8 protein-coding genes are annotated in these 8,084 nt (G+C 72.6%); 3 read left to right on the forward strand and 5 right to left on the reverse strand.

Going from position 1 to position 8,084, the window contains the following annotated elements:
* From ACFQ3T_RS32185 to ACFQ3T_RS32195, 3 genes are all read right to left on the reverse strand, one after another.
* A partial coding sequence (locus ACFQ3T_RS32185) for a hypothetical protein (protein ID WP_380729162.1) occupies positions 1-889 on the reverse strand: 889 nt, incomplete at its 3' end.
* Positions 890-893: 4 nt separating this feature from the next.
* A complete protein-coding gene (gene hflX / locus ACFQ3T_RS32190) occupies positions 894-2,339 on the reverse strand; it encodes a GTPase HflX (RefSeq protein WP_380729164.1) in 1,446 nt (481 codons plus the stop codon).
* Positions 2,340-2,381: 42 nt separating this feature from the next.
* The gene (locus tag ACFQ3T_RS32195) at positions 2,382-2,882 is read right to left on the reverse strand and encodes an ArsR/SmtB family transcription factor (RefSeq protein ID WP_380729166.1); all 501 of its coding nucleotides are present in this window, start codon (positions 2,880-2,882) and stop codon (positions 2,382-2,384) included.
* A gap of 63 nt (positions 2,883-2,945) precedes the next feature.
* Here ACFQ3T_RS32195 and ACFQ3T_RS32200 point away from each other — a divergent pair, with 63 nt between their 5' ends.
* The 3 genes from ACFQ3T_RS32200 to ACFQ3T_RS32210 are packed head-to-tail and all read left to right on the forward strand — an operon-like array spanning position 2,946 to position 6,229.
* Positions 2,946-4,163, forward strand: a complete 1,218-nt coding sequence (locus tag ACFQ3T_RS32200; RefSeq protein ID WP_380729168.1) for an MFS transporter — start codon at positions 2,946-2,948, stop codon at positions 4,161-4,163.
* Complete coding sequence (locus ACFQ3T_RS32205) at positions 4,147-5,376, forward strand: MFS transporter (protein ID WP_380729170.1); 1,230 nt, start codon at positions 4,147-4,149, stop codon at positions 5,374-5,376. Before ACFQ3T_RS32200 ends, ACFQ3T_RS32205 begins: the two co-directional genes overlap by 17 nt.
* On the forward strand, positions 5,369-6,229 hold the full coding sequence (locus ACFQ3T_RS32210) for an SMP-30/gluconolactonase/LRE family protein (RefSeq protein WP_380729171.1): 861 nt from the start codon (positions 5,369-5,371) through the stop codon (positions 6,227-6,229). The genes ACFQ3T_RS32205 and ACFQ3T_RS32210 overlap by 8 nt, the downstream gene beginning before the upstream one ends.
* Here the strand turns inward: ACFQ3T_RS32210 and dapF are convergent.
* Entirely contained in the window at positions 6,226-7,026 is an 801-nt protein-coding gene (gene dapF / locus ACFQ3T_RS32215; RefSeq protein WP_380729173.1) for a diaminopimelate epimerase, read from the reverse strand. The two genes, ACFQ3T_RS32210 and dapF, sit on opposite strands and share 4 nt — an antisense overlap.
* A 10-nt stretch (positions 7,027-7,036) precedes the next feature.
* On the reverse strand, positions 7,037-7,942 hold the full coding sequence (gene miaA / locus ACFQ3T_RS32220; protein WP_380729175.1) for a tRNA (adenosine(37)-N6)-dimethylallyltransferase MiaA: 906 nt from the start codon (positions 7,940-7,942) through the stop codon (positions 7,037-7,039).
* Positions 7,943-8,084 lie beyond the last annotated feature (142 nt).

The raw sequence follows: 8,084 nt of genomic DNA on the forward strand, positions 1-8,084 counted from the left end.
CCGGGGCCTCGGCCGTCGTCGCGGGCGCGGGCGGCACGGCCAGCGCCGACGCGCCCGTCACCGCCCGCAGCGCGGACGACGTGCCCCCGTTGCCGAACTCGGACGCCGACAGCAGCGTGCCGTCCGGGTCGAACGCGATGGCCTCGCCCTGCGGCTCCCCGGCCAGCGGCACCCGCACCGGGTCGGACTCCAGCGCCCGCGCCAGGTCGCCGTCGGGCACGGGGAACAGGTACGCGTCCGTGTACGTCCGCAGCGCCGCCACCTTGCCGTCGCGCGCCATCGCGGCGCCCGTGACCAGGCGCGTCACCACGGAGTTCGTCAACGGCCCGCCGGTCGTGGACGACCCGCTGATCGGCACCCTCGCGACCTGCTCCATCGGCGTGGGCGCGCCCTCGTTCAGCCCGGACACCGGCCGGTACACCAGGGGCGAGCCGATCGTTTCCTTCGTGATGATGTGGGGAATGCCCGCGCCGTCGAGCAACAATGCTTCGGCGTCGTGCTTTCCGTCAGGATACGTGAGTCGGTACAAACGGGCCGTGCCGTCGGGCGAGATCGCGTGCAATGCCACGGTTTCCCGCGTTTTGCCGTTGTCCCCGGTGTCCGCCGCCCAGAGGGTTCCGTCAGGAGCAAGGGCGAGGTCTTCGACGTCGAACGGATTGTTCGGCGTGGTGATGGTGCGGGTGATCGCGCAATTCCGGTCCAGCACCTGGATCAGCAGCCGGCCGTTGTCGCTGTCGTTCACCGCGAACCACTGGGCGCCGTCCGACGCGAGACCGGACAGCTCCTCCAGCCTCGGGTCCGTCACCGCGCACACGTCGACGACGGCCGGCTCCGCGTAGGCGGAACCGGCCGTCAGCAACAGCCCTGCGGCTACCAGGAACGCGCGCACCGGCTCAGGCGCGGCTTCCGTTCACGGCGAACTCGCCCAGCACGCCCGCCAGGTCCGGCCGGACCCGCGCGGACAGCTCGGTGCCCTCCTCGGTGTGGCGCTCCTTGAGCACCTCGCCCTCGCGGTGCACCCGCGCGACGAGCTCGCCCCGCGCGTACGGCACGAGCGCGTCGACCACGACCTCCGGCCGCGGCGTCATGGCCGCGATGCGTTCCCGCAGGTCGGAGATGCCCTCACCGGTGTGCGCGGACACGAACACGGCCGTGGGGAACAGGTGGCGCAGGCGGGCCATGCCCAGCTCGCCCACCGCGTCGATCTTGTTCACCACGAGCAGCTCGGTCGGCATCGGGTCGTCCCGCCGCGACGAGATCTCGCTGATCACCTCGCGCACGGCCACGACCTGCTTCTCCGGCATCGCGTCGGAGCCGTCGACCACGTGGACCAGCAGGTCCGCGTCGGCGACCTCCTCCAGCGTCGAGCGGAACGCCTCGACCAGCTGGTGCGGCAGGTGCCGCACGAAGCCGACCGTGTCCGTCAACGTGTAGGGCAGGCCCTCGGGCGTCTCGGTGCGCCGCGTGGTCGGGTCGAGGGTCGCGAACAGGGCGTCCTGCACCAGCACCCCCGCGCCGGTCAGCGCGTTGAGCAGGCTGGACTTGCCCGCGTTCGTGTACCCCGCGATGGCGACGTTCGGCACCGAGTTGGCCACGCGGCGGTGCCGCTTGGTCTCCCGGATGACGCTCATCGCGGCGATCTCGCGGCGCAGCTTGGAGATGCGCGCGCGGATGCGCCTGCGGTCGGTCTCCAGCTTCGTCTCACCGGGACCGCGCAGACCCACGCCGCCGTTGCCGCCGCCGGCGCGACCACCGGCCTGCCGGGACAGCGACTCGCCCCAACCGCGCAGTCGCGGCAGGAGGTACTGGAGCTGGGCCATCTCGACCTGCGCCTTGCCCTCGCGCGTGGACGCGTGCTGGGCGAAGATGTCGAGGATCAGCGCGGTGCGGTCGACGACCTTGACCTTGAGCTTCTCCTCCAGCTGCCGCAGCTGGCCGGGGGACAGCTCGCCGTCGCAGATCACCGTGTCCGCGCCGGTCGCGATCACGATGTCGCGCAGCTCGTGGACCTTGCCGGAGCCGATGTAGGTGGCCGGGTCGGGCCGGTCGCGCCGCTGCACGAGCCCTTCCAGCACCTCCGAGCCCGCCGTCTCGGCGAGCAGGGCCAGTTCCGCCAGGGACGCCTCCGAGTCGGCCGCCGTGCCCTCGGTCCACACGCCGACCAGCACGACGCGCTCCAGGCGGAGCTGCCGGTACTCGACCTCGGTGACGTCTTCGAGCTCGGTGGACAACCCGGCGACGCGGCGCAGTGCGGTGCGCTCCTCGAGCGCGAGGTCACCGGTGGACAGCTCGTCCTCGTGGTCGAGCCAGTCGTTGCTGTTGTGCGTGTTTTCCGTCATTTGCCCTTCATCGTCCCACGGCACCCGCGTCGGTTCGAGTGGTTAATCGCCCGGGTAGAGCGCCAGGTAGATCGCCACGCGTTCCCCGTCGGGGTGGGCCGGCTCGGCTGCCAGCTCAACGAACAACGAACGGAGGCGGCGTTTTAGTTCCGCCGGGTCCGCCCTGACGACCAACCGGATCTGGTCGACGGCGGCCGGGCCGACGTCCGCGACCTCGCCGAGGAACGCCTCCAGCATGGCCTCGTTGGTCTGCTCGGGGTACGGGCTGCGGCCCCGGCCGAGGTGCCACGACAGGCCCGTCGACCTGTACGGGATCTCCCGCGCGCCCCGGTTGCCGGCGCGCGGCTCCTGGGCCTCCAGGAAGCCCGTGGCGACGAGTTTGCGCACGTGGTGGAGGGTGGTGGCCGGATCCTTGCCGAGCCGTTCCGCGATCTCCTTGTTGGTCATCGCGCGGTCGTACGTGAGCCGGATGATGCGCAGCCGCACGGCCGAGGCCAGGGCGGCGGCCTCGGCGTCGGTCGCCGGACGTCTCTCCACCGGCACAGCATAGGACCTGCTCCACCGGAGTGATTGACAGTTTCCAATCACTCCCGAGAGACTCCTCCCGTGTCCCTCTGGTCTCATCGCGACTTCCGCCTGCTGTGGGCAGGCGACACCATCAGCCAGTTCGGCTCGACGATCGGCCGCACGGTGTTGCCGCTGCTCGCGGTAGGCGCGCTGGCCGCCACGCCGTTCGAGATGGGCGTGCTCTCGGCGGCGGGCACGGCCGCGTTCCTGCTGATCGGGCTGCCCGCCGGGGTGTGGGTGGACCGGTTGAGCCGCCGCCCGGTGATGCTGGTGGCCGACTTCACCCGGGCCGTGCTGCTGCTGTCGGTGCCGCTGGCGTGGTGGCTGGGCGTGCTGACGCTGGCCCAGCTCGTCGTGGTCGCGCTGCTGGTCGGGGCGGCCACGGTCATGTTCGACATCGCCTACCAGTCGTACCTGCCCGCCCTGGTCGGCCGGGAACACCTGGTCGACGGCAACTCGAAGCTGGAGGCCAGCCGGGCCGTGGCGGAGGTGTCGGGCCCGGCCGCGGCCGGCGGGGTGGCGCAGCTGATCGGCGCGGCCATGGGCGTGTTCGCCACCGCCGTCGGCTACCTGGCCTCGGCGTTGTTCCTGCTGCGCATCCGCACGGTGGAGCCGCCGCCGCGGCAGCCGGACAAGCCCGGCTTGGCGCACGAGATCGCCGAGGGACTGCGGTTCGTGTTCGGGCACCGGTCGCTGCGCGCGATCGTCGGCTGCACGGGCACCGCGAACTTCTTCGGCGGCATGGCGGCGGCCGTGCTGGTGCTGTTCCTGGTCCGCGACCTGGGCCTGTCCGAGGGCGTGGTGGGCCTGGTGCTCAGCACGGCGGGCATCGGCGGCGTGCTGGGCGCGTTGACCGTGAACCGGTGGAACGCGCGCTTCGGCCAGACCAAGGTCATCTGGCTGTCCGGCCTGGTCACGTGGCCGCTCGGGGTGCTCGTCCCGCTCGGCGCGGCGGACTGGCGGATCGTGTTCGTGCTCATCGGCGAGGCCGCGGTGGCGTACGGGGCGACGGTCTACAACATCGCCCAGGTCAGCTACCGGCAGTCCATCTGCCCGGACCACCTGCTGGGCCGGATGAACGCGAGCATCAGGTTCGTGGTGTGGGGCTCGATGCCGCTCGGCGCCCTGGTCGGCGGCGTGCTCGGCGGCGGTATCGGGGTCACGGCCACGCTGGCGGTGGGCATGGGGTTGCAGGCGGCGTCCGTGCTGTGGGTCGTGCTGTCGCCGTTGAGGAAGCCGGATGCCGTTACCGCGTGACTTCCGGCTGTTCTGGGGCAGCGACGCGGTCAACCAGTTCGGCATCGCGGTCTACACGTTCGTGCTGCCGGTGGTGGCGATCGAGGCGCTGGACGCGTCGGCGTTCCAGGTGGGGCTGCTGACCGCGGCGGGCACGGCCGCGTTCCTGGTGATCGGGTTGCCGGTGGGCGCCTACGTGGACCGGGTGCGCAAGCGGCCCGTGCTGGTGTGGAGCGCGGTGGGGCGGGCGTCGGTGCTGGCCACGGTGCCGGTCGCGGCGTGGCTGGACGCGTTGACGTTCTGGCACCTGGTGGTGGCCGCGCTGGGCGCCGGTGTGCTGACGGTGTTCTTCGAGGTCGCGTCGCAGGCGTACCTGCCGACGTTGGTCGAGCGGGACGGGTTGACCGGCGCGAACGGGCGGCTGGTGTCGACGCAGCAGGTGGCGCGGCTGTCCGGCAGGCCGGTGAGCGGGCCGCTGGTGCAGTTCCTGGGCAGTGCGAACGCCGTCCTGGCCATCACCGCCTCGTTCCTGGCCTCGGCGCTGCTGCTGCGTGGTGTCCGTGCGGCTGAACGGACGGTGGAGCCGCGCAAGCGCGCGCTGCGGGCGGACATGGCCGAAGGGCTCCGGTTCGTGTTCGGGCACCCCTTGTTGCGGCCGGTGGTGTTCTGCACGACGTGGTTCAACCTCACCAACGCCATGTGGGGCGCGGTCAACGTGCTGTTCCTGCTGCGCGACCTGGCGTTGTCGGCGACGGCCGCCGCGGTGCTGCTGGGGGTGGGCAGCGCGGGGGGCGTGCTGGCGGGCTTGGTGGCCGGTCGGCTGGCACGGCTCGGGCAGGTGCGGCTGGTGTGGCTGTCGTTGCTGGTCACGCAGCCGGCGTGGGTGCTGGTGCCGTTGGCCGGGCCGGGGTGGCGGGTGGCGTTGTTCGCGGTCGGCACGCTGGTCACGTCCGCGGGCATCGTGCTCTACAACGTCGCCCAGGTCAGCCTGCGGCAGGCGTTGTGCCCGGACCGGCTCTTGGGCCGGATGAACGCCGGCATCCGGTTCCTGACGTGGGGCGCGATGCCGGTGGGCGCGGTGCTGGGCGGTGCGCTGGCGGAGTGGGTCGGGGTCCGGAACACGCTGTGGGTCGCGTCGGCCGGGATGGTCGTGTCCGTCGTCTGGGTGCTCCTGTCACCGCTGCGGGCGATGCGGGACGTCCCGGCGATCACTACGGTCGACCGGCATGGCTGACACCACCGTGCTCCGCGACGGCCTCCGGTTCGGCGAAGGGCCTCGTCAGGGGCCCGACGGGCGGCTGTACTACTCCGACTTCTACGACCACGAGGTGCGGGTGCTCGACCTGGCCACGGGGGAGCAGGAGGTCGTCTGCGAGGTGCCGGGGCAGCCGTCGGGGCTGGGCTGGCTGCCGGACGGGCGGCTGCTCGTGGTCTCGATGCGGGACCGCAAGGTGCTGCGGCTGGAGGACGGCGGCGCGTTGGTCGAGCACGCCGACCTGAACGGGATCGCCACCTTCCACGCCAACGACATGCTGGTCGACGCGCAGGGCCGCGCGTACGTCGGCAACTTCGGCTTCGACCTGCACGCGGCCATCGCGGCGGGCGGCGAGGCGCCGATGCTGGAACCGGGCTGGGTCGCGCCCGGCACGCCGTTGGCGCTGGTCAGGCCGGACGGGTCGGTGGAGGTGGCGGCCGAGGACCTGAAGTTCCCGAACGGCACCGGGCTGCTGCCGGACGGGCGGCTGGTGATCGCCGAGACGCTGGCGTTCGGGCTGACGGTGTTCGACGTGGCCGACGACGGCACGCTGTCCGACCGGCGCGTGTTCGCGGAGCTGCGCGAGCACTTCATCGCACCGGACGGCATCGCGGTGGACGCCGACGGCGGCGTGTGGGTCGCGCCCGCGCTCCAGCCGTTCGCGTTCCGGGTGGAGGAGGGCGGCGAGGTCACCCGGAAGGTGGAGACCAGCCAGATCTGCTTCGCCGTCGCCATCGTGGACGACAAGCTGGTCTGCTGCACCGCGCCGACCTCGCAGCCCGAGGTGGTGTCCGGGGCGCGGTTGGGCAAGCTGGAGGTCTTCGACCTCTAGAGCGCGTCCCACCAGGCCTGGTCGAGTTCGCCGCGCGCCAGCAGCACGGCCGGGCCGGTGAGCGTGGAGGTCTCCTCCTCGATCACCACGGACACCTGTCCACCCAGGACGTCCACAGTGGCCTTGCCGGTGCGTCGACCGCTCCCGTACAGCCACGACGCCACCGCGGCCACCGTGCCCGTGCCGCACGAGCGGGTCTCGCCCACGCCGCGCTCGTGCACGCGCATCCGCAGGGCGCCGTCGTCCAGCACGTTGATGAACTCGACGTTCACGCCGTGCGGGAACAGCACCGGGTCGTGGCCGGGCGGCAGCTTGAGGTCGAGTTCCGCGACAGGGGTCTCGGTCACGCACGCCAGGTGGGGGTTGCCGACGTCCACCGCGACCCCGGCGAACGCGGTGCCGCCGACCGTGGCGGTGCCGGTGCCGGTGACCAGCGCGCGCCCCATGTCCACGGTGACCGTGCCGTCGTCGTGCGCGATGACGTGCCGCTCACCGGCACGCGTGCCGACGGTGAACTCCCCGGCGGGCACGAGGTCGGCCTCCACCAGGTACCGGGCGAACACGCGCACCCCGTTGCCGCACATCTCGGCGATCGAGCCGTCCGCGTTGCGGTAGTCCATGAACCACGGGCCGAAGTCGGGCCGCACGACCCGCAGCACGCCGTCCGCGCCCAGGCCGCGCCGCCGGTCGCACAACGCGCGCACGCGTGACTCGGTCAGGTCCAGCACGCCGTCCGGATCGGGCAGCACCACGAAGTCGTTCTCGGTGCCGTGGCCCTTCAGAAACTCGACTCCCACGGGCACCAGGCTACGGTGCGACCAGCTTGAGCACGTCCTCGGCCAGGCTGGGGGAGCCCGCGTCGAACCACGTCACCCGCTGGTCGCGCCGGAACCAGGACCGCTGCTTGCGCACGAACCGGCGGGTAGCCTGGGCAGTGGTGGCCGCGGCCTCCTCGATCGTGCACTCGCCGTCGAACGCGGCCAGCACCTGCTGGTAGCCCAGCGCGCGGGACGCCGTGCGGCCGTCGCGCAGCCCGCGGGCCTCCAGCGCGCGCACCTCGTCCACCAGGCCGGCCTCGAACATCCGCGCGACCCGCTCGTCCACCCGCCGGTCCAGTTCGGACACCTCGCGGTCCAGCCCGACGAGCACCGTGCCGTACCGGGCCGGCCCCGGCTTGGGCAGCGTCGCCGAGAACGGCTGACCGGTCAGCTCGATGACCTCCAGCGCCCGCACCACGCGCCGGCCGTTGCTGGGCAGGATCGCCAGTGCCGCCGCCGGGTCCAGCTCGGCGAGCCTGCCGTGCAGCACCTCCGCGCCGAACACGGCCAGCTCCTGCTCCAGCTGCGCGCGGATCTTCTCGTCCGTGCCGGGGAACACCAGGTCGTCCAGCACGGCCTGCACGTACAGGCCCGAGCCGCCGACCAGCACCGGCGTGCGGCCGTCGGCCAGCAGCTTCTCCACCACGGCCCGCGCGTCGCGCTGGTAGGCGGCCACGGACGCGGTGTCCGTCACCTCCAGCACGTCGAGCAGGTGGTGCGGCACGCCCTGCCGCTCGTCCTCGGTGACCTTGGCCGTGCCGATGTCCATGCCCCGGTAGAGCTGCATCGCGTCCGCGTTGACGACCTCGCCGCCCAGCGCGGCGGCCAGCCGCACGGCGAGGTCGGACTTTCCGGTGGCGGTGGGGCCGACGACGGCGACGGGAGTGGTGCTCACGGCTCAAGCCTCCCAGACGGCGACGTGGTAGCCGACGCCGAAGGGGGCGAGGAACGACGACCGGGCGCACCGCCAGGCGCCGGGGACGCCCGCGGCCACCTGCCACGCGGCCGGCCCCGACGCGCCCAGCTCGGCCGCCAGG

The sequence above is a fragment of the Saccharothrix hoggarensis genome, assembly GCF_042678885.1.
In the GTDB taxonomy this organism is placed as follows: Bacteria; Actinomycetota; Actinomycetes; order Mycobacteriales; family Pseudonocardiaceae; genus Actinosynnema; species Actinosynnema hoggarensis.